31 protein-coding genes are annotated in these 19,860 nt (G+C 33.8%); 29 read left to right on the top strand and 2 right to left on the bottom strand.

Annotated features, from left to right (window positions below; all coding sequences use genetic code 11):
* Positions 1-40: 40 nt before the first annotated feature.
* From M1F91_RS02200 to M1F91_RS02060, 29 genes are all read left to right on the top strand, one after another.
* On the top strand, positions 41-376 hold the full coding sequence (locus M1F91_RS02200; protein ID WP_247912453.1) for a hypothetical protein: 336 nt from the start codon (positions 41-43) through the stop codon (positions 374-376).
* Between the two features lie 41 nt (positions 377-417).
* On the top strand, positions 418-819 hold the full coding sequence (locus M1F91_RS02195) for a hypothetical protein (protein WP_247912452.1): 402 nt from the start codon (positions 418-420) through the stop codon (positions 817-819).
* A gap of 46 nt (positions 820-865) precedes the next feature.
* Positions 866-1,216: a hypothetical protein gene (locus tag M1F91_RS02190; RefSeq protein WP_247912451.1), complete on the top strand. Its 351-nt coding sequence runs from the start codon at positions 866-868 to the stop codon at positions 1,214-1,216.
* A gap of 19 nt (positions 1,217-1,235) precedes the next feature.
* Entirely contained in the window at positions 1,236-1,598 is a 363-nt protein-coding gene (locus M1F91_RS02185) for a hypothetical protein (RefSeq protein ID WP_247912450.1), read from the top strand.
* An 11-nt stretch (positions 1,599-1,609) separates the two neighbouring features.
* Entirely contained in the window at positions 1,610-1,984 is a 375-nt protein-coding gene (locus M1F91_RS02180) for a hypothetical protein (protein WP_247912449.1), read from the top strand.
* On the top strand, positions 1,984-2,334 hold the full coding sequence (locus tag M1F91_RS02175; RefSeq protein WP_247912448.1) for a hypothetical protein: 351 nt from the start codon (positions 1,984-1,986) through the stop codon (positions 2,332-2,334). The genes M1F91_RS02180 and M1F91_RS02175 overlap by 1 nt, the downstream gene beginning before the upstream one ends.
* A 20-nt stretch (positions 2,335-2,354) precedes the next feature.
* Positions 2,355-2,705 (top strand): hypothetical protein, encoded by a 351-nt coding sequence (locus tag M1F91_RS02170; protein ID WP_247912572.1) that lies wholly within the window; start codon positions 2,355-2,357, stop codon positions 2,703-2,705.
* A 20-nt stretch (positions 2,706-2,725) separates the two neighbouring features.
* Positions 2,726-3,097 carry a hypothetical protein gene (locus tag M1F91_RS02165; protein ID WP_247912447.1) on the top strand — a complete coding sequence of 124 codons (372 nt, stop codon included), beginning with the start codon at positions 2,726-2,728 and terminating at the stop codon, positions 3,095-3,097.
* Positions 3,098-3,100: 3 nt separating this feature from the next.
* Complete coding sequence (locus M1F91_RS02160; RefSeq protein ID WP_247912446.1) at positions 3,101-3,586, top strand: hypothetical protein; 486 nt, start codon at positions 3,101-3,103, stop codon at positions 3,584-3,586.
* A gap of 63 nt (positions 3,587-3,649) precedes the next feature.
* Complete coding sequence (locus M1F91_RS02155; protein ID WP_247912445.1) at positions 3,650-4,126, top strand: hypothetical protein; 477 nt, start codon at positions 3,650-3,652, stop codon at positions 4,124-4,126.
* Between the two features lie 134 nt (positions 4,127-4,260).
* Positions 4,261-4,692, top strand: coding sequence for a hypothetical protein (locus M1F91_RS02150; RefSeq protein ID WP_247912444.1), 432 nt, complete (start codon positions 4,261-4,263; stop codon positions 4,690-4,692).
* 84 nt (positions 4,693-4,776) lie between these two features.
* Positions 4,777-4,983: a hypothetical protein gene (locus M1F91_RS02145; protein WP_247912443.1), complete on the top strand. Its 207-nt coding sequence runs from the start codon at positions 4,777-4,779 to the stop codon at positions 4,981-4,983.
* Between the two features lie 12 nt (positions 4,984-4,995).
* Entirely contained in the window at positions 4,996-5,607 is a 612-nt protein-coding gene (locus tag M1F91_RS02140; RefSeq protein WP_247912442.1) for a TipC family immunity protein, read from the top strand.
* A 4-nt stretch (positions 5,608-5,611) separates the two neighbouring features.
* Positions 5,612-6,229, top strand: a complete 618-nt coding sequence (locus tag M1F91_RS02135; protein ID WP_247912441.1) for a TipC family immunity protein — start codon at positions 5,612-5,614, stop codon at positions 6,227-6,229.
* Between the two features lie 453 nt (positions 6,230-6,682).
* Complete coding sequence (locus M1F91_RS02130) at positions 6,683-7,117, top strand: hypothetical protein (protein WP_247912440.1); 435 nt, start codon at positions 6,683-6,685, stop codon at positions 7,115-7,117.
* Positions 7,118-7,149: 32 nt separating this feature from the next.
* A complete protein-coding gene (locus M1F91_RS02125) occupies positions 7,150-7,809 on the top strand; it encodes a DUF6572 domain-containing protein (RefSeq protein WP_247912439.1) in 660 nt (219 codons plus the stop codon).
* Between the two features lie 153 nt (positions 7,810-7,962).
* Positions 7,963-8,850 carry an NAD glycohydrolase inhibitor gene (locus M1F91_RS02120; RefSeq protein WP_247912438.1) on the top strand — a complete coding sequence of 296 codons (888 nt, stop codon included), beginning with the start codon at positions 7,963-7,965 and terminating at the stop codon, positions 8,848-8,850.
* 315 nt (positions 8,851-9,165) lie between these two features.
* Positions 9,166-9,828, top strand: a complete 663-nt coding sequence (locus tag M1F91_RS02115; protein ID WP_247912437.1) for a hypothetical protein — start codon at positions 9,166-9,168, stop codon at positions 9,826-9,828.
* 60 nt (positions 9,829-9,888) lie between these two features.
* Positions 9,889-10,860, top strand: a complete 972-nt coding sequence (locus M1F91_RS02110; RefSeq protein ID WP_247912436.1) for a hypothetical protein — start codon at positions 9,889-9,891, stop codon at positions 10,858-10,860.
* 155 nt (positions 10,861-11,015) lie between these two features.
* The gene (locus tag M1F91_RS02105; RefSeq protein ID WP_247912435.1) at positions 11,016-11,537 is read left to right on the top strand and encodes a hypothetical protein; all 522 of its coding nucleotides are present in this window, start codon (positions 11,016-11,018) and stop codon (positions 11,535-11,537) included.
* A gap of 14 nt (positions 11,538-11,551) precedes the next feature.
* Entirely contained in the window at positions 11,552-12,094 is a 543-nt protein-coding gene (locus M1F91_RS02100; RefSeq protein ID WP_247912434.1) for a hypothetical protein, read from the top strand.
* 44 nt (positions 12,095-12,138) lie between these two features.
* A complete protein-coding gene (locus tag M1F91_RS02095) occupies positions 12,139-12,678 on the top strand; it encodes a DUF3592 domain-containing protein (RefSeq protein ID WP_247912433.1) in 540 nt (179 codons plus the stop codon).
* Positions 12,679-12,890: 212 nt separating this feature from the next.
* The gene (locus M1F91_RS02090; protein ID WP_247912432.1) at positions 12,891-13,556 is read left to right on the top strand and encodes a lantibiotic ABC transporter permease; all 666 of its coding nucleotides are present in this window, start codon (positions 12,891-12,893) and stop codon (positions 13,554-13,556) included.
* Positions 13,553-14,002, top strand: a complete 450-nt coding sequence (locus M1F91_RS02085; protein ID WP_247912431.1) for a hypothetical protein — start codon at positions 13,553-13,555, stop codon at positions 14,000-14,002. The genes M1F91_RS02090 and M1F91_RS02085 overlap by 4 nt, the downstream gene beginning before the upstream one ends.
* The gene (locus tag M1F91_RS02080) at positions 13,992-14,453 is read left to right on the top strand and encodes a hypothetical protein (protein WP_247912430.1); all 462 of its coding nucleotides are present in this window, start codon (positions 13,992-13,994) and stop codon (positions 14,451-14,453) included. The genes M1F91_RS02085 and M1F91_RS02080 overlap by 11 nt, the downstream gene beginning before the upstream one ends.
* Before the next feature lie 410 nt (positions 14,454-14,863).
* On the top strand, positions 14,864-15,532 hold the full coding sequence (locus M1F91_RS02075; RefSeq protein ID WP_247912429.1) for a hypothetical protein: 669 nt from the start codon (positions 14,864-14,866) through the stop codon (positions 15,530-15,532).
* 70 nt (positions 15,533-15,602) lie between these two features.
* Positions 15,603-16,268: a hypothetical protein gene (locus tag M1F91_RS02070; protein ID WP_247912428.1), complete on the top strand. Its 666-nt coding sequence runs from the start codon at positions 15,603-15,605 to the stop codon at positions 16,266-16,268.
* Between the two features lie 81 nt (positions 16,269-16,349).
* Positions 16,350-17,237, top strand: a complete 888-nt coding sequence (locus M1F91_RS02065) for a hypothetical protein (protein WP_247912427.1) — start codon at positions 16,350-16,352, stop codon at positions 17,235-17,237.
* A gap of 81 nt (positions 17,238-17,318) precedes the next feature.
* A complete protein-coding gene (locus tag M1F91_RS02060; RefSeq protein WP_006145674.1) occupies positions 17,319-17,645 on the top strand; it encodes a hypothetical protein in 327 nt (108 codons plus the stop codon).
* A gap of 75 nt (positions 17,646-17,720) precedes the next feature.
* Here the strand turns inward: M1F91_RS02060 and yidA are convergent, their stop codons facing one another.
* The gene (gene yidA / locus M1F91_RS02055) at positions 17,721-18,527 is read right to left on the bottom strand and encodes a sugar-phosphatase (protein ID WP_247912426.1); all 807 of its coding nucleotides are present in this window, start codon (positions 18,525-18,527) and stop codon (positions 17,721-17,723) included.
* A 12-nt stretch (positions 18,528-18,539) separates the two neighbouring features.
* Positions 18,540-19,844 carry an HD domain-containing protein gene (locus M1F91_RS02050; protein WP_247912425.1) on the bottom strand — a complete coding sequence of 435 codons (1,305 nt, stop codon included), beginning with the start codon at positions 19,842-19,844 and terminating at the stop codon, positions 18,540-18,542.
* Positions 19,845-19,860: the final 16 nt, after the last annotated feature.

Here is a 19,860-nt window from a genome sequence, read left to right as displayed (position 1 = left end):
ACTGATTAACGTAGGTATTCTCAGATGAAAGGTTGATACAATGCTAGAATATAAAAAACATCAGCTAATAGAAAATGGTGAAATTATAAAATCTTTTACATTTGAAATCCGAAATATAATTGAACACGGTGACGAATTAATTGTTTTATTGGAAATTCCCTTTGATAATGATATTGAAAAAAATAACATTTTAAGAGTTGATGGTAGTGGAAATGTAGTTTGGACGATAGATAATAGTGGATACAGTAATAATATTTATCCCTTTGAACAGATGACTTTGAGCGATGGCTGGCTTTATGCGACTGATTTTTACGCCAGAAGGTTTAAAATCGATATAAAAACGGGGAAAATAGTTGATTTGACTCTATCAAAGTAATAGAAGTTTGAGAATTTCGAAAATATGTGGAGGTCTCATAAATGAGCGAAGGTTACTTACCGATAAGAGAGAGTTTAGGTTATCAGAATGTCAAGCAAGCGTTAGAGCAAGTTTTTTCGATAGATCTTGATACGATTGCCATTCATGAAGGAGAAGATGAAAATTTTAATTTTCCGTTCGTGTATAAGGGTTATCATATGACAATAGGTATTTCATCAACAAGTAAAAATAGGCAATTGGAAGCAGGAGAGGGTGGCTTGTTTAACATATGGTTCACTCAAACGGATGAACAGAGATTTTCCATTATCTTTTTATCCAAGATAATCGATGACAAAAGCATAAAAAGAGTGTATGGACGTGATAAAAAGTCAGTTGAACACACCTTGCAACTATTGAAAGACTTTCTAGATTCAGATAGAGCAGAAGTTTTATTAAAGAATTGACCAAATAGATTTTAAAGAAAATGATTATTTTGAGGAGAATAATATTATGGAATTAAATGAAACTGAGAAGTTTGCTGTAGAAACGAGCAGAATGATTCGAACTTATTTTGGGAATAAGATGGATTCATCTGGAATTTATGATGTTGTTGAAGAAGCTAATCATCACGAGTTTAAAATTGATTTTAAGGCATATGATTACTTTACTATTGAATTTGATTATGAGAATGACCTGTGCGAGTTCTTCATTGTCTTAACGAAAGAAGTGAAATTATCCCTGACCAAAGAGCCAGCTGTATATAGCAAAATAACAGATTGGGATAGTTATTTAAAAGGAATCAAGGATGAGCTCGAACTCCGGATTCCGGACAAGTTTTTAAAAGCCAAGGGCTGGCTGTAAGATGAAAGAGGAACGGAGTATGCAAATAAACGATATGCTAGAGCTCGCAAGAGAAACTAGAAAGCAAATAAGGAAGGTATTTGGAGAAAGAGTGGATACGATTACTGGTTACGATTATGTTGATGAAACCAGTCATCAAACTTTTAAATTAGACTTTGAGGCTTACGATTACTTCGCGATTGAATTTGATTATGAGAATGACCTGTGCGAGTTCTTCATTGTTTTAACGAAAGAAGTAAAAATATCCCTGACTAAAGAGCCAACTGTATACAGCCAGATAACAGATTGGGACGCGTATCTAACAGAAATCATGAAAGAAATAGAACTTCGCATACCAGAGAAGTATTTAAAAGCAAAAGGTTGGCTATGTTATAAAGAATAGAAGGAGTTTTTATGGAAGAGAATCAAATATTTCAACTAGCATTGGAAACTAGTGAAAAAATCAAAAATGTATTTGGTGAGCGTATCACTGAGCCAAAAATTGTGGATGTTGTTGAGTATTTACCTTATCAGCGATTTGGAATTCGGTTTGTTGCGTATGATTATTATTTAATATTATTCAACTATGATAGAGGTTTTTGTGGTTTTTCGGTTTCAATCGGTGGACAATATGGAGCCTCTTTAAACGGGGAGCGAGGACTAGGCGCTTACAATGATATCAAAGATTGGGACAGCTACTTAAAAGAAATTATGGCGGAAATCGAGCTTCATATTCCCGACAAGTTTTTAAAAGCCAAAGGATGGCATAAAAGAAGAGGTATCTTGTAATGTTTGAAAGTAAAATGCATATTTTGGCGAATGAATTCTGCGACATATTGGATAGAGTTTTTGCCAAGCGAATTGGAACATGTTGTATGTACGATATAGTTGATGAACCCAATCATCAAACTTTTAAAATAGACTTTGAGGCTTACGATTTTTTCGCGATTGAATTTGATTATGAGAATGACCTGTGCGAGTTTTTCATTGCCTTAACGAAAGAAGTGAAGATATCTTTGACTAAAGAGCCAGCTGTATACAGCCAGATATCAGATTGGGATAAATACTTAAAAGGAGTTATGGATGAGATTGAACTTCGCATTCCCGACAAGTTTTTGAAAGCCAAAGGATGGAGATAAAAGAGTTGGGAGGTATTGCATTGGAATTAAATAATATGGATATTTTATCAGATGAATTTTTTGATATAGTTAAAAGAGTATTTAAAAATAAGATTAATGGTATAGTGTTTGATGATATAGTTGATGAACCAAATCATCATACTTTCAAACTGAAGTTCCGCGTCTATAATTTTGCCGGAGTAAAATATCAGTATGAGAATGATTTTTTTGAGATTTATCTGTTTTTAAAAGGCGAGGAAGGGTTATTGCTTTCTAAGCCAAACAGTCGTTATAGCGAAATAAGTGATTGGGATGCATATTTAAAAGAAATCATGGCAAAAATCGAGTCATATATCCCAGAGAAATATTTAAAAGCTAAAGGTTGGAGATAAAAGGATTAGGAGGTATTGGTATGGTGCGGAAGAGTGTAGAAGAGATAAAATTGGAATTGATTAGACGGATTGAGCGGTATTTTGGAGATAGAGCCTCTGAAGTAACTATTTGTGAGTTCGTCGATGTCCCAAATCATCATATATTACGCCTCGTATTCAGGGCATATGACTACTATTGGGTTCAATTTAATTACGAAAACGATCTGTGCGGATTCTCTATTATTTTAAATGATGAATTTGGAGCGTCCCTTGAAAGTGGAATGCGAAGTTATATGGCGACTAGCGATTGGGACAGCTACTTAAAAGAAATTATGGCGGAAATCGAGCTTCGCATTCCAGACAAGTTTTTGAAAGCCAAAGGATGGTTGTATACTGAAACTCGTAGGGGATAAAATATGTACGCGGTATATAAAGGTATTAGATATTCAGCTGAACAATTTGCTGGTGAAAGAAAAATTACATTACATAGCAAATCTCAAGATGAACGCTTTGAAGCATATGTTTCTAAAATAAGTGGTCGAGTGTTTAAAGATCATTTTGTCAAAAAAGTCAAGATGGAAGAGCTAGACTATCTATACAGTATTCATTATGAGATTCAATATAAGGGCCATTCTTTTGATGTTAGTAGTGGAATGATTCGAAGGAATATTGAGAAAGATTGGTTTGAAATAATACCAAGCGCCAACCAAAATGAAATAAAAGATGAGTTGGGATTCAAGCAGATAAACAAATTAGAATGGGCAAAAGAGATTGGTCGAAAAGACATTGAAGCCTTAAAAATAGTCGAAACACCCTTAGGAATCTTTAAAGATCAGGGAGTTAAGGTCAAAAGTTTAGAAGGTCAAGATATTGATGATTTTTTAAATTCTATTGAAAAGTAAAGTTTTGATGCTGACGTTTAATCCTTATTAAAAAAATATGTGACTCCATGCGAGGAAATGATAATGTTTGATAATGAATATATTGGCAGTTTGGAAAGATTTGCCGGTAATATTGAAATTGTTTCAAGAAATAACAAGTTGCGGATATATGATAATGTGGATATTATTTATATTCTAGAACAAAGAGAAGACGAATTTGTTATTTCACTAAATGAAAGAGGGAACATTTTAGACTACTGTAAAATTCGTAACAAGGAGTTGGCCCAACTCTATTTTGCAATCTTTGTTAAAAGAGGAGTTACAGATTTTGAATTCCCATTAATAACCTTAATAAATCATATAGAGGATATTGAAGTATTAAAAGAATACTTGACTAGAGAACAACTGGATAATTTCTATTCGAATGATTCTAGGACTAAAGAAAAAATAAATTTTTCTTCAGAGTTAAACAAGATTTATTACGTAGATGCAAGTGACAATGAATACATCTATTTTTCCAACCAAACAGAATATTTCAAACCTTCTATGCATCAATTGTAAAATTAAAAACTATTAAGGAGTGGTTGATTCAACTGAATGGTACTAGCGGACTAGGAGATCAATATGAAGCTACTTTGCTAGGGTATAGTTCAGAGGGAATTGAGAAGTTTTAATATTTAAATAGGAATAATTAAATGCTAATAAAATTAAAAAACAAAATTGAATCCGAAGTTTCAAAAATTGGAAATATAAAATTAGGTGAATTTGGAATTCATTTTTCTGAACAACCTCCTTATTTTCCAGAAGGAATTTCTATAATAGAAGATGGAAGTGGGAGATATAATCTAGTTTTTACTGAACGAGAGAGAATAACATCCGAGATTTCTAAATTAGATGATAATGAAGTAACTTATCAAATTTTAAAGATTATCATTAAAAATATTTCCTCGCAAAAGATTGATGAAAAGGATGCAGAATTAATTGTCAAATTGATTAAAGATAATGAATTTGAGAAAGCTAGTCAAATAGTTGAGAAAGTACAAGAGAATAGATATCAATACGAAAAGGAATTATTTGAAAAGGTCAGTCCACTATACACTTTATGGTTCGAAAAAGAGCGTTCATAATTCGTATGATATTGTTCTTGTTTCAGTTCAAAATCCAAGAGTAATCGACCCAGCTCCAAAAGATAAGGTAACATTAGTAGACATTTGGTAGATGGAAAAGGAGATAAGAATGGAAACTATTTATTTAAGTCAAGAAGAAAGGATTGGGATACAGTCAGAAGTACTATTTATGCTAGTATCCTTCCATTAGAGGTTATGGAAAAAGGGGAGGATGCTCTTAAAGCATATATTGAAAGAAAATATCCAGATGTATCGACATTTTTAAATCGTTTAGAGGCTGTGGTAGACTAGGAGGAAAAGTTAATGAAGAAAACACTCGGTTTAGTAGCCTTATTCGTGATAATCATATCATCCTGTTTCTACTTTTTTGTGCGTCAACCTAAAAACATTTTTGATGAGATTTACCAAGAAACGGAGAAGACCTATCTAGGAAATAATGTCTTTAACAAGTTGAAAGATGTTGAAGCACATAAATATCAAGAGTATAGTGATGATTCTAGATTTTATCCAAGTGTCGCCTATGAGGGAAATGCTTTACCAGATAGCTATGAGAAAATTGCTATAGATTTTAATTTTAAATCCAAAGCTCAATTAAGCTTGATTTCATTTGAAAAACGTATAGAGTCCAACGTGAATATAAAAATGTGGACTGTATATTCTCATAAAGAACGCAATTTAAAAAAATTTGCCAAAATAGGTTTAAAGAAAGCAGATACGGAAACTTATATCGAAGACGAGGACCAAGTAAAATCCTACCTAGAGCAGTACGGTGTCACTGCCAAGGATTTGGATTCTTACTACGACGAAATCGTCAATCAAAAAGTCTTAAAAGACTGGTGTACCATCTATGACAGCAAGTTCTCGCCAAGTAATTATGGCGATATCAAGATTGAAACCCAGTGGGAGAATTGGTGATAACATGAAGAAAATATTAGGTCTAATAGGGTTATATGCACTAATTGTATTATTTTGTTTCTACTTTTTTATCCATCAACCTAAAAACATTTTTGATGAGATTTACCAAGAAACAGCCAAAAATTATTTGGGCCATTATAACTTCAAAGACTTAAAAAATGTGACAGTAAAAAATCGAAAGCTTTATGATTCGAATATGAATGAAACGGATAAGTATGAATCAATAATAACATACGATGATTCTTCTCTTGGAAGCGATGTGAAGAACTTAGAACTACGGTTTAATTTTGATGGTAGTAGTAAAGGTATAAATATTAGGTTTGAAAGATATGCTAATTCAGGAGAAAAAATTAACTTTGTCATTCATTACGGATTTAAGAAAAAAGTACTAGTTAAAAAAATTATGATTTATGAAAATAGTTCGAAAACATATATTGAAGACGAGGCACAAGTGAAATCTTACTTAGAAAAGTACGGTATCACTGCCAAGGATTTGGATTCTTACTACGACGAAATCGTCAACCAGAAAGTCTTGAAAGATTGGTGCTCGATTTATGACAGTAAGTATTCTCCAAGCAACTATGGCGAGGTGAAAGTCGAAACTCAGTGGGAGAATTGGTAGTAAGTTGTATAAGAAACTGTGAAATAACTTTCAAACAGTTTTACTCATTTTTATTAGGCTATTTAGAATAAGACAGTATATGCTTTCGTTCCAAAGTATTATTTAAATGTTGTTTCTATCACTTTCGTTCTATAATATAGAAGTTTGCTATCACGACATCTCGAGCATGCGTACTTACCTAGTAGAGGTGCATGGAACTCTCCTTCAGACACTGGTCAATTTGATGAATGACTACTCAACCAACCTCCTACTGTACAAGGACGGCATATGGTGTATGAGATTAATGAGCGCCAAGATATTTGGATAAGAGATAAATTTATAAACGAAAATGATGCAATAAACCGACTTTTTCGTTTGATAAAATCAACATTTTGGATAAAATAACCTCATATATAGTTAGACGTTTCAGAAATAGAATGATTAGAATTGATTAAACAATGTAAAAGGTGTTGTATGACAACAGAAATTCAGCAATACAAAAATTGCACAATATTAAAAAATAACAATGATTATCAGATTTTATGGAGTAGAGGGAAAGAAGCGCTTAACTTTCCCATTAGCCAGGAATTAGCAGAACGTGTTTCAAAATCAGAAAAAGATTCTTTAGAAGTAATGTTTTATTGTGAACATCATCGTTGGCCAAAGAAAGATGAGTTAGAACATTATAATCAATCGGATACGATTGTACATAGAGGTAATGGATTTCTTGTATATGAGACAGACGGCTATTACGAAATTAGCTTCTTTAAAGAAATTGGCGGAGCCATGGGTCCAGAAGTTCGCTATCCTATTACTAAAGAACTGATGGATAAAGCATTTGAATCTTTTAGGGGAACATATGAAGTAATGATTTATGCTGAAACAGGGCACTGGCCTATAAGTGATTAGTAAATAGGTTTCAAATAGCAAAGGTGAATTTAATGAAAGTAATCTATTTAAGCAAAAAAGATATGTTGGAAATTTGCCAAGATGGTGATAAGTATTTCTTGCGTTATCCAACTTTTAATATTACCATGCCAGAAGTGGTTCAAGAAATCCCTAAAGAAGCTGTAGATAGTTATATGTCGGGAGAACATACTGGCAAAGAGTTGATGAATTATGCGCAGTATGGCTTTTGGAAATCAAAAAGGCAATATACACAGGAAGAGTCCGATAAGCTCTTTATTGAAGGTCATCCTTCTTTTATTTTGATAAATCCTAAAAATTGTCGCAGTCTTTTTACAGCAGTGGAATTTAGACAAATTGTCACTCAAGCCATCGTTTCAAAATTGAAACCTAGCGAACTTGATGCTATTGGTGTTGTAAAGAGTCATTTAGAGCTTCTTCTGGTGGATCCAATTGGCTGGGAGGAAGAGATAGAAGCAGTCCATCTGGAAATTCTGCAGGAAAAAATCAACAATTATATTCACTTCCTCGAAAGCAAGCAGTATGTGGATCGATATGGTGATAAGTTTGATAAAAAAATCATCCAAATTACTTTCCAATATTCTCCATCTGATAACGGTTTAGCCTTTCTTGCAGCGGTTCAGAAAGTGTTACAACCGACTGATATGAGCTTGAAGGTAGAATTACCGGAGTGATAAAGGGAGCGGGAACGCTCTCTTGATGATTTCCTATCTGCGATTGAACGTCAAGGCTATTATGAAATCAAAAATCCACGTGTCTATAAGCCTGGCACTAATGAAATTGAGCAAGTTGAAGGGATTTTTAGAATAAATCAATGGAGTAAATAAATGGAAAAATTTGAAATACCAAAGCCTAAAGATTATGAATCTTTTATTAATTTTTATCGTAATGTGATGAGAGAAGGAAAAGAGAAAGAAGCTTTTTTAGGTACAGATGCAAAATATCGTATATGGCAAAGGGATTCTTATGAACTTGATAGTACAGATATTGGGGTATTGATAGAATATTGCTTATATCCTTTGTATGTGGAAGGTGATAGGGATATAGCGACCAGAACCTTTGATATCTTGAAAGATTTTAGCTTATCTAATGATTTAATGAAATTAAAGAAGGTCACTCAATATATTTCTAATCAAAAATGGTTTGTAACGAATTATTATGATATTCCCTTTGTTATTGAAACAGATGAATTGGTAAGAAATATTATAGAGAGTATTTCTAATCTATCAGATGAGCAGAAGAAAGATTGGTTATATCAAGGGCTGTGTAATGCATTAGATCGTGATCCTTTATACAGACAGTGTGACGAAGAAAAGGTGGAGAAGATTCTCAAGGAATTCAAGGAAAAATACTACAATCCACCAAAGGTAGTAAAAACCATTAAAACAGTTGAGAAAATTGAACTAGACGTTACGAGTATTGATGCGATGGGTGTTTCAGATGACCATCTAGAGTTGTTGTTGATTGATGAAAACAAATGGATAGAGTCATTAGAAGAGGAACATCTCTTGAAACTTCAAGAAAAACTCAACAACTACATCTACTTCCTCGAAAGCAAGCAGTATGTGGAGCGATATGGCGATAAGTTTGATAAAAAAATCATCCATATCACATTCCAGTACTCCCCATCTGATAATGGATTGGCCTTTCTTGCAGCGGTTCAGAAAGTGTTACAACCAACAGATATGAGCTTGAAGGTAGAATTGCCAGAGTGAGTTGGATAAAAAGTTAGCGAAATTTTTGACCAAAATTTGACCAAGTGATATAGAAAAGCCCTTAGAATAGGACTTTAGGACTGATATTTATATTCCTGCAGGGAGCGAAACTAGCAACAATAACACTGGATAACTAGTGTTTTTTCTTTGACCAAATTTTGAACCATTCATAAGATATCCATGGTATGGTATAATGGAAATAGAATGTTTAGGAGAAAGAAATGAAAAAATATAAATGCTTATTTTGGATTGTTAGTGAAACGCTAATGCTTTCGATACTTTTTGAGCTGAATAGGTTTAGTTTGGGTGGTAAATGTGGAATTAAAATTTAAAGAAACAAATAAAACGTTTCATAAAATTGTAGAATTTAAAGGTGATAAATATCTTTTGGATATGACAAGTATTAGTCCTAAAACTTATTTCTGGGGTTCTCTTCCTAGTGAAATCACAGCTAAATGCTTAAAGTTAGATAAAAGAGATACGAGTTTTGAGAGCTTAGCTCCAACTATGAGCAAATCTCTTGGTATTGGAATAGGTGTAGCAATAGGAGGAGCTGGTTATGGGATTGTTACGAATGCTTTTAAGAGATATGACATTAGCCATAATATTTCTTTTAAATTAGGATTATTTTTCCTCTCTATTGTCCTAGCTTATCTTACTTTCAGGTTCATTGCTTTTGTAGTTCGTCGTAGTCTTCACCAAAAGCTTTCAAGTGAAGAAACGAAGTATCAAATAGTTTTCAAATTAGCAAGCTCACAACGTCAGTTAAAACTGTATAAACTTCTGCCTATTCTTTTTGTTGCAGTTATAGGATGTTTAGGATTTTATATATTTACTGATAATGGGACAGAAGCCTCTATCCTTATCATTAATAGTATTTTATTTTTGGGTTTCTTTACGGTGATTTTAGGTATGTTACCACTTCGAAAAAGTTACGAAAAACAAGAACTCATTTTTGAAAAAATAGAAAAGTTATAGGTTAAAAAGCAACATAAATGCTGTCTTATAACTGATTTTTAGAGAGCATCAGGAGATATTATGTTAAAATCGAACAAGTGGATATTCCTCGCGATTTCTGTTCCCTTTATGATTATTGCTTTGTCGTATTTGTTTATGAGGGTACCGATTGGGAACACTGGCAAGTTCATTCATGATCATCGGGATTCTATCAAGAGAGAAATTATTGCAGACATAGATAGTCAAGGGCAATATATAAAGTCAGTGACGCTTTTACCAGGTTCTGCGAGGGGAAGCTTTGATAATGGTGGAGATGTAGGTGGAAATTATCATATTTCCTTTACAGCCTATGCTAATAATAATCGCAAGCAGTCAATGAAAGTAGAATTAGTCTTTCCTGATGCTGGTATAGGTCCTTTTACATTTATAAAACCAAATCCTTATAAATCTCCTGAAACTATGAGGAGATGGTACTTATCAGTAGTAGAGGTATCAAGTGATCCCTCATGGGATTGGAAGAGAGAGCATGATAAATTGAATGAAACGATGAATAATCTTTTGAATGCTTCTGTTAACAAAGGCAAGGATGTATCCTCGAAAGTTCAAAAAGAAATTATGATTGGTTTACTTAACAGATGGCTACAAGAACATGAGGAAAATTTCAAACTAGCTATCCAAACCAACCTGTATAGAAACGACCCAGAATTGGAACAGAAATTAGGAAAGATTCAAAGTATCAGTGTAAGTGTAAGTAAACATCAAATATACACTCCTTCGATAGGTAGAGACATTCGTTTTGATGTTCGATTTGAGAAATATCCTGAAGAAATAGCTACTATAAACGTTCGTTTGCATTCCCAAGGGAAACAAACGGTTTTTGAGGATCCGTCAGTAGCTGCAACTATTGGTTTTGATAGAGAACGTTTTTCTATAAAAACTGAGTATGACTCCAAGCTATTTCCAATTTTTAATCAAAGTCGATTTGGTAATAGCAATGGAGAAATATCTTATGATCTCCCAAAAGATTATGAAAATCAATTCTTAATTCCTTAACTATCAAGCAAGCTATTGAGCTTGCTTTTTCTTTATCTTCTACCTTATAAGATGGTAATCATGTGTGATTAAAGTACATGGAAATAGATAAAGAGCGAAACCGCTCTCTTTTGTGTTATAATAGACATAGATTTTGTTGTTTTTTGGAGAGAGAAATGAAGAAAGTATTTTTTATATTTTTGTTGTTAATACTTGGAGGTTGCACAAATGTAAATGAAACTGGGAAAAAAGAGACTAGTAAAAGTGATACAGTTATAACTGAAGATAAAAAATTGAAATTTGTAGTAGCACCACAATATGAAGGCCAAACGTCGGATTTAATTGAACTTGGTAAAAAGTTGACCAAAGAACATCCAGAAATTGGAAGTAAGGGAAGTATGGCTATCTATTTTACGGGTGCAGTCTCAGATGGTAGAGCAGCGCTAATGTTAGTTAACAAGACCGATGTAGATATCAAAAAAGATTTAGAGTTTTCACTGAGTTGGTCTTATGATGGAAAAACTATTTTTGACAATCAAAAGATAAGTTATGCTATCAAGGATAGCGGAGAATTACCCTCTTATACAACTACGTTAATTTTGTTACCATTAAATTCAGAGCAATTGGAGATTGTTGACTCGATGTCAGATCCTTCCAAGATGAAACTTTCGATGTCAGATGTGAAGAGTGTCGACTAAGTTAGGAGGAGAATGTGACAACAGAAACCATGTTATTTTTATTTGCTACAGTTGTTATTTTTTTATCCATAATTTTATTGTCTGGCACATATTTATATCTTTATTTTCGAGATAAAAAAATGGTACGTCTTGCCAAATCATCAGTTACAGGAACAGTTGTAGGCTATAATAGTTTTAAACTTGGAAATCCTCCGATTGTCGAGTATGTGGTCGATGGAACTAGTTATAGGAAATCTTTACAGTATTTTATAATCAAAACGGTTTCGCTTCCATGGGGGCCAATAAGTACATCTGATAACTTTACTAGAGAAGGCATGCTAGCAAATTCGCTAACCTTTTATCGTAATTCCTTTATATCGTTTAATAACTTAATGCGTACGCATTTTCCAGTCTATTCGAAGATGACGGTATGGTATGATCCTGAAAAACCAAACAGGGCTTATGTGGAACGATACTGTGGGATTAACAAACTTTATAAATTGTTAGGCATTGGGAGTGCTGTATTATTAATTATGATGTACATTATTTTAGTAGTAGCTTATTTGTTAGAGAAATAATGAACCTAAGTATATCAGATATTCAAATGAAGTAGGAGAACTATATGTCAGATTTAAAGCTTTATTTTTTGTTGCTATTTGGAATTTTATTACTCTGTTCATCTGTACTTTTCTTTTTCCGTTATTTTTACAAAAGAGAACTAAGGATTAAAAATTTATCTACGGCATGCGTTGAGGGAGTTGTAGTAGGATACAATTATTCAAAACCGGCAGGTCCTCCAATTGTTGAATATAAAGTTGATGGGAGAACTTATCAAAGAAATTTGGATTACCATAGAGTTATTCTCGTATCAGTTCCTTGGAAGAGTGTACAAGCCACTTCTAGGTCGGAGTTATTAGCTCAAAAGATAACAATTTATAGAAATTCGGTCGTTTCTGTTACACGTGTTTTGGAAGACGCTTTTCCAAAGGGATCAAAGATGACTGTTTGGTATAACCCTGCTTGTCCCAAAGAGTCCTTTGTTGAGAGATACAGTGGTATGGAAGTAGTGTATAAGCATCAAGTATGGGTGGGTATGGCAGCATTAATTTTAACACCCATCTTGTTGACATTAGTATTTCTATTGAATGCAATTTACAAATAGTAAATTTAAGGGGAGGAATGATGTCAAATGCTAGTCAAGAAGCTGCAATTCAATCGCAGATTAGTTCAGCTTAATCAAAAAAAATCTAAGCCGTGTGAATGGAGCATTAAGGATATGATCTTGAGGGCAGGACTTACAGAGCGATAAAGAGAGCGAAAGGCGCTCTCTTTTGTGTTATAATAGACATAGATTTTGTTGTTTAGGGGAGAGAAATGAAAGAAAGATATTATGAGTTTTTGAATATACTGATGACTGGTTATATACCAGTAAGAAATTTAAATTTCTATCTTGCATTTTTATTCGAATTTCTATTTACTTCAGTGGTACTGATTGTTTCTATATTTACTAAGAATCAAATGCATAATCTTAGTATATTTTTAATTCATGTTACTATTGTCCATATGGTAATAGTACTGCTTGCATTTTTGTTATTTCAAAAATTTTCCGCTTTAAAATTATTACAATCAGTTCCGACGACTTCGTTTCTTTTTTTTCATTTTGAGCTTCTTTTTTTGAGCTCTATATTCTTTGGGGAACAGTATTTATCGATATTTTTTCTTTGCATTGGATTGAGCTTTGCTTTTCAAGTGATAAACTTTTTTTATCAAATATCAATTGTTCCAAAAGTAAAACAAATGCCAGATACTGAGCATAAGAAGAATATCTTACACTTACCAGCCCTTATTGTAATAATAACGTCAGCAGCAATAGTAGTCATAACACGATTGTTTATGTTGTCTGGAATATATATCATCATCGGTTTAGTAGGGCTGAGTATTTCATTGAACTCGTTCTTTATTCTCGGATATACTCAAGTATTCACCGGTTGGAAAAAGAAAAGCACGAATAACTTTATTTATAGAGGAGAAATAAAATGAAATTAATTAGAATAGATATCAGCGATATTGCTTATACAGAGAAAAAAGTTCCCATGGATTCTTTTCTAGATTTGATTGAAGGTTGTGAAAAATTATTATTTGAAACAGGGGTCTATAAAAATGGTCCGACAACGATTGAAACATGTTTGAGCACATTTGGAAAGCCAGGAGAATCCTTGTTTAAGGTCTATATTCCGACAAACATCCCAATTGAAGGAAATGATGAATTTCAATATCTAGAACATTTTACAATTAAGCAGTGTGTCTCTGATGTAACTCCATTTGATGAACATCTCCTTCCAAAAATTGAAGAAATGAAGCAATATATTCAAGATAAGGGGTTGGAAATGCAAGGAGATACCGTTTTTCTAGCGATATTGCCAATATTTGGACAGCACTTTGTTGAAATTAATATCCCAATTAAGGAGATTTCAGATGCTATTTAAAAACGTGGGAGAATACCAAGATATACAGTATAGAAATGTTATCTCAAGGTATTACAAAGTATCTCCAGAAGAGATGCCGGACACTTATAACGCTTTTTTAGACGAAGTAAGAAAAGCAGGATATACGCTTCGAGGACCTTTCTTTTATACAATTAATTCTAAGTTAGAAGAAAATCAAGATGTGTTGATGGAACTGTTTATCCCAGTAGAAGAAGAGTATATTGAAGATGCTTTGCCGAAAGACTTTTTGTATCACAGTATGTTTCAAGTTTTAAATACTGTTTCAACTAGAATTTTGGAACCAGATGATGAGTCAGTAAGAGAAGGAATCGACTTTTTAGCTGGCTATATTCATTTTCGAGATTATAAAGAGTTGACCCCTCCCTTCTTTTTTACCACAACAATTAATGAAAAATTCTATACAGATATACAAGTAGGAGTGTTGAAGTAGTAAGTCAGATTCATCTGATAATCTCCAGCCTCCAAAAGTTATATTTATTTGTAAACTTTTTGGGTTTTCTGTCTAGTTTGATTATAGATCCGAAGTCGATGCATTGTACAAATAATTAGAGTCATTTTACAAAGGTGTTGATAATTTTTGATTTTTAAAATGTCTCGCCAAATTTCATTTCTTACAAAAATATGAAGGTTAATCTAAAAATAGTTTAGGCAAACTTTTGACCAAGTTTATCCTAAATCCTATTAGAATAGGCTTTTTAAGCATATTTTATATTTCTGCAGGGAGCGAAACTAGTCACAAAAACACTGGATAACCGGTGTTTTTTCTTTGACCAAATTTTGAACAATTCATAAGATATCCATGGTGTGGTATAATAGGCGTAGAATGTTTAGGAGAAAGAAATGAAAAAACACTTATTTTGGGTTGTTAGTGTAATGCTAATGTTTTTGACACTTTTTGCACTAAACGGATGTAGTTTGGGTGGAGAAACCATTCCAAAAAACAGGACAAAGAAGCAGTACGAATTCGAAAAAACGTTTGAACCCATGTTTAAATTTTTAGAACAAGACAAGAAGGAGATTACTGGACTAAAGTCATACACTAGTGATGTTTATATAAAAAATCAAGCTAAAGTCAAAAAGTACGAAGTGGACTTAGATATTAATCAAGCTGATATTAAAGGAGATTACACAATAACACGTGGTGACACTAAAGAGACAGTTCCTGTTACTTATTCTAATGGTAAGTTAAATTATGAGTCAGAGATAGATCCTTTATTTGATGAAGAAATTCTTAATTTAGTGGTTTCAAGAGATTATTTCGCTTCCTTAGATGTGAAAAAAACTTTTAAGAGCGCAGAAACTGAATTGAGTGATATTATCTACGAGCCAGAAAATCAATCAGAGTTTTATAAAAAAATAGTGGAAAAGTATAATCTTCCATCTGACACAAAACTTTCAGTTAGTCTTGGATATGCGTATTATGACAGATACGATATACTACTAAGTTTAGAATCTGAAGAAAAATTGTTTCAAATCAGTGCTGCAATTTATTTAGCGAAAGGAAAGTAATTTTTTGAATCCGATCAAAAAGATTGTAAGCTAAAAATAGCACTAATTTCAATATTGGAGAAATTTTTACATGAAAAATCATAAATACTTATTTTGGGTTGTTAGTATAATGCTTATGTTTTTGACACTTTTTGCACTAAATGGATGTAGTTTGGGTGGTGAAACTATTCCCAAAAACAGAACAAAAGAACAGTACGAATTTGAAAAAACGTTTGAACCTATATTTAAATTTTTAGAGCAAGATAAGAAGGATTTTACCGGACTAAAGATATACATTAGTAGAGTCTATATAAAAACTGAAGATGAAGTAAAAAAATACGCAGTAGACTTAGATATTAATCAAGCTGACATTAAAGGTGATTACACAATAACACTTGGGGAAGATAAAGAAACTGTTCCGGTTACATATTCTAATGGTAAGTTAAATTATGAGTCTGAGATAAATCCTTTATTTGATGAGGAAATCCTTAATTTGGTAGTACAAAGAGATTATTTCGCTTCCTTGAATATAAAAGAAACCTTTAAGAGTGCAGAAACAGAGCTTCGTGATATTATATATGAACCAGAAAATCATTCTGACCTCTATAAATATCTTAAAAATAAGTACGATATGCCAGAGGATACAACCTGTAGAATCAGAGTAAGGTACTCTAGTGGCTCGATTTATGGGGTTACAATCCAATTGAATTCGAAGGCTAAGACAGTTCAGCTAGATTTAACAATCTTTAAACAATAGGGGGAGTTTATGAACGAAATCGAAAAAAGCAATCGTCGGGTTGAAAGGTAAGCAATACAAATGCTAGTTAGGGATAGAAATATGAAAAAAGGCTTATTAATTGGCTGCTTATCCATAGTTATACTATTCGCAATATTCATAATACTTAGTCCTATTATTGCAATGATGGATATGTGGGGTCTATTTGCCCATGCTAGTCGGAATGAACTTGAGCAAGCTGTACATCGTTCTTATGAGAACTACGGCCTTACAGGGCAGTTTGAGTTAGAAGAATATGAAAAAAACTATACAAGCGTTGGAGGATTTGTAATCCATGGTACGTATAGTGAAAATATAGCTGGTAAAACCTATCAGGCTAAGACTCTTTTTAAATATTATACTCGTCCTTCAGAACTTAAAAATTATAAAAAAACAGATGCGGAAGTAGATTATAAACAAAACAAAAAAATCTATCAAACTTTTCCAGAATTAGCTTATTTAGGGATTGAGATTAGTCCAGGCACCAGCGAATTTTTAAAAAAATTGGAGAATTCAATAACAGACCCTAAAATGACTGCTTTGAAGTACGAAGGGATTGATTTTCAATTTAATAGTAAATCTGGCAATATGTATCTTTATGATGAAATTTTAGAGGAAAATCAAAGAAATGGACAAGCATTACAAGGGATGTATCCTATGGATGCTCAATATCTTTTCCAAAAAGATATTTTTATACCAGAATTTCAATTTCGATACTACACTCCAAAAGACAAGAAGGACCAGTTATATGATGCCTATCTTGAAGATCTTGAATCGCAAATGAAAGAATTTTTTAACAATCAACCCCTTCCAAGCGGTCTTTATGCCGTAAAGATTGATAAATATGAAGGGGATAAACTTGTCAATAATAGCGGTGGATATTATGTTAGGATTGAAAACCGTCAAGTTGTGAAGTTTATCAAAGATTTACAGCAGGAGTCACTGGACTAATGCTGCTTATAAAGACCTATAAGATACTGATATGAGATTGAAGGTAGAACATACAAAAAAGTGAGTAAAGGAGTACGGACGATGTTAGCCATTTGTATTGATACTATAGGCGACAAGTCAATGACCTATAAGTTGTTAAGAAACTATTCATCCTTGTCTCTTTCTCTAATCCAATCAAGAATAAAAAATCATGATACAGTTATGGAAGTGGATATTCTAGATTTGGACGAATTAAAAAAAGTAAGAGCCCTTATTCATGACTTAAGTAGCATTGGAACCATGGTTACAATGAATGATTCGACTGGTGTCATCACATTAGAAATATTAAATAATATTATTACGACCTATGAAGAGATTGCAGCTGAAAGAGAAGAACTGGATGCGCTTATGTTTGATGAGGAAGAGTAATCTGTAATTAAAACACCCCAGGAGTTAGTTTGTAATATCTAACTTCTGGGGTACTTTTATTATATTCTATTCAGTTTACAAGACCCAAGTACGGATAGCATGGGCAACGCCTGATTCATCATTTGTTTTGGTGATGTATTTGGCAATTTTTTTGAGTTCTGGGTTCCCGTTTTCCATAACAACGGGGTTTCCAACGACTGCTAGCATGGCACGGTCATTTTCTTCATCCCCGATCGCCATGGTTTCATCCTTACTTAGTCCAAGTTTCTCAGCTAAGTGCGTAATGGCTGAACCCTTGTCTACATCCTTTTTAAGGAGTTCTAGGTAAAATGGAGCAGATTTGTTGATAGAGTAGCGCTCGTAAAATTCTGCTGGAATCTTTTCAATAGCAGCATCGAGAATCTCAGGTTCGTCGATAAACATACATTTGACGATTTCTTTATCAGCCATCTCTTCAGGTGTACGGTAAAAAATTGGCATGCTGACGAGGGTTGATTCGTGTACGGTATATTTACCGATATTACGATTGGCTGTATAGATACCATCTTTGGTAATAGCATGCATATGAACTCCAAGTTTACGGCTGAGAAATTCCATATCCAGATAGTCTTCGTAGGTCAAGGATTCGCTGATAATCTCATGTCCTGTAGCAGTTTCCTGAACAAGGGCACCGTTGAAGGTCACAACATAGTCACCTTCATCTCTCAACTGCAAGTCGTCAAGGAGTTTGGCAACACCAGCAATGGGGCGTCCTGTTGCAATGACAACCTTGACTCCAGCTGCTTTGGCATCTTGGATAGCTGCAAAAACTTCTGGAGTAATTTCTTTTTTGCTATTAACTAGGGTACCATCAATATCGACGGCGATTAGTTTTATACTCATAAATTTCCTCTGTTATTTCTTATCTGGATTAAAATGATCATTCTCAATCAAATGTGAAAATTGTTGAATGATATTCGTGAAAATACTGTTTTGTTTAAGCATTTCTTTAGGGAAGTAGAAGCGGTTGTCACCATGACGGCTTCCTGCAAGAGATTGAACGATAGGAGATAGGCTAGAAAGTTCTGCCAGCTCACCATTCTTTTGGACAATCTCGATTTGAGTTCTTGGATTTTCAGACTCTGGTCGATAAATATCGTAAGGAAGGTCAAAATTCTTATGAATAGCTGTGTAATAGTTGGGGTCAAAACCAATTTCTTCTACGAAATTCCGCATGATTTCAAGCTGGTCTTGGTCGTCCTCAGAAAAAGTAATAGATTTAAAGACCTTACGGTTGATAAAACGTTGCGAAAGATCAGCTAGAATTTTATCTGTACTAGTCATCCAGAGTTGGAAATAGGTATTCATAACCCCGTCGTCAAGTGCAAGATAGTCAGACAAGCTAACGTTTTTCTCAAAAAATGGCAGTAGATGTGGGGACGTAAGGGCAAAGAAGTCCTTATTTTCAGGATAGAGCTCCTTGGCACGTTTCAAAAGATTTTGCAGAAGGACTTCCATGGCGCGTGTGGCTGGGTGGAAATAAACCTGCATATACATCTGGTAACGACTGAGTACATAGTCCTCGATGGCATGCATCCCATTACGCTGAAAGGCAATGCCATTTTCAACAGGACGAATGACACGAAGAATACGTGTCAGATCGAACTGGCCATAAAAAGCACCGGTGAAGTAGGAGTCGCGAAGGAGATAGTCCATACGGTCTGCATCAATCTGACTAGAAATGAGCTGAACCACTTGTTTGTTTGGATAAGTGTGATCGATAACGCTGGCTACTTTTTTTGGAAAGTCCGGTGCAACCTGCAAAAGAACCTGATGAATCTCTGTATCAGGGCTTTGGATAATTTCCTGGGTAATGGCCTCGTGGTCGGTGTCAAAGAGATTTTCAAAAGTATGAGAGTAGGCACCGTGTCCGAGATCATGTAGAAGAGCCGCAGTCATGGTTAATAGTGACTCGTTAGAATCCCATTCCTCAGGATATTTCTCCTCAAAAATTTCCGTAATTTGCCTAGCAATTTCATAGACACCCAAACAGTGAGAAAAACGGCTATGCTCTCCACCGTGGAAAGTATAGCTAGATGTTCCAAGCTGTTTGATGCGACGAAGCCGCTGAAATTCTTTGGTATTGATCAGGTCATAAATGACTTGATTATTAACGTGGATATAGTTGTGAACTGGGTCACGAAATACTTTTTCATTCATAAGACCATTATAGCAA

It is taken from the genome of Streptococcus sp. oral taxon 431 (assembly GCF_023110115.1).
In the GTDB taxonomy this organism is placed as follows: domain Bacteria; phylum Bacillota; class Bacilli; order Lactobacillales; family Streptococcaceae; genus Streptococcus.
This window is presented reverse-complemented; position numbering and strand designations above follow the sequence as displayed.